This is a genomic window from Flectobacillus sp. BAB-3569, assembly GCF_002270355.1.
In the GTDB taxonomy this organism is placed as follows: Bacteria; Bacteroidota; Bacteroidia; order Cytophagales; family Spirosomataceae; genus Flectobacillus; species Flectobacillus roseus.
This window is the reverse complement of the sequence record NZ_NJFZ01000187.1, coordinates 1-682: the sequence shown is the minus strand read 5'-3', so window position 1 is coordinate 682 and position 682 is coordinate 1. Positions and strand designations below refer to the sequence as shown.

The 682-nt window shown below is 37.8% G+C and carries 1 pseudogene; it reads right to left on the bottom strand.

Annotation, left to right across the window (positions count from 1 at the left end):
• Positions 1-329: 329 nt before the first annotated feature.
• Positions 330-682 (bottom strand): annotated as a pseudogene (locus BWI92_RS26945) (hypothetical protein); the annotation flags it as partial.

Below are 682 nucleotides of genomic sequence, written 5' to 3'. Positions count from 1 at the left end.
CAAAAATTAAGCTATACTTCTGAAATCTAACAGCAGATATCCCCATACTGATGCATCATCTTGAATTTTAGGATAAAACATGAGTCATCCCGAATTTTGTTGTGCGAAGTAGCACCATAGCATGTTTTGGATGGCCGTTCTCAATCGATAAATCGGTGTCAAAGCATTTTGGCACCGATTTCCTGTTCTATGAGCAAATTGATTGATGATTATCTTGATAATAGATGGCCAATTCCTGATGAGTTTCATCAAGAAGTCGTAAATGAGCGTGACGATGGCTAATAGTTTGAGGGTATTTTCGAAGAACCATAACCTAGGAGATTCAATAGCTAGCTCAGTTTGGCGAATCTAAACGCCTGTTCGATATTCCATCGGTGCATGTAGCTATGACATATTTCCCAAGCATCCTTAGCTGATTCTACAGGCAATGAGGTTAATAAATAGAGTGGTGACTGATAGTTTTTGGTATCTCTCACTATTACTAACGACAAGTTAATGTCTTCAAAACTAGGGTGTTGTACTTGAGTCCAAGCAATAGAAATGCTCTTGAGAATCTTTCTCTGAGAATCGAGCACAATCTTTTTACTTCTAGCTTTAAAAGAGCGAGCTAGAAGATGGGTTTGCTTTTTACCTTTAGTTGAGTGTATAAGTAAATGATTCTTCTTCCATCGGACTAGGAAAT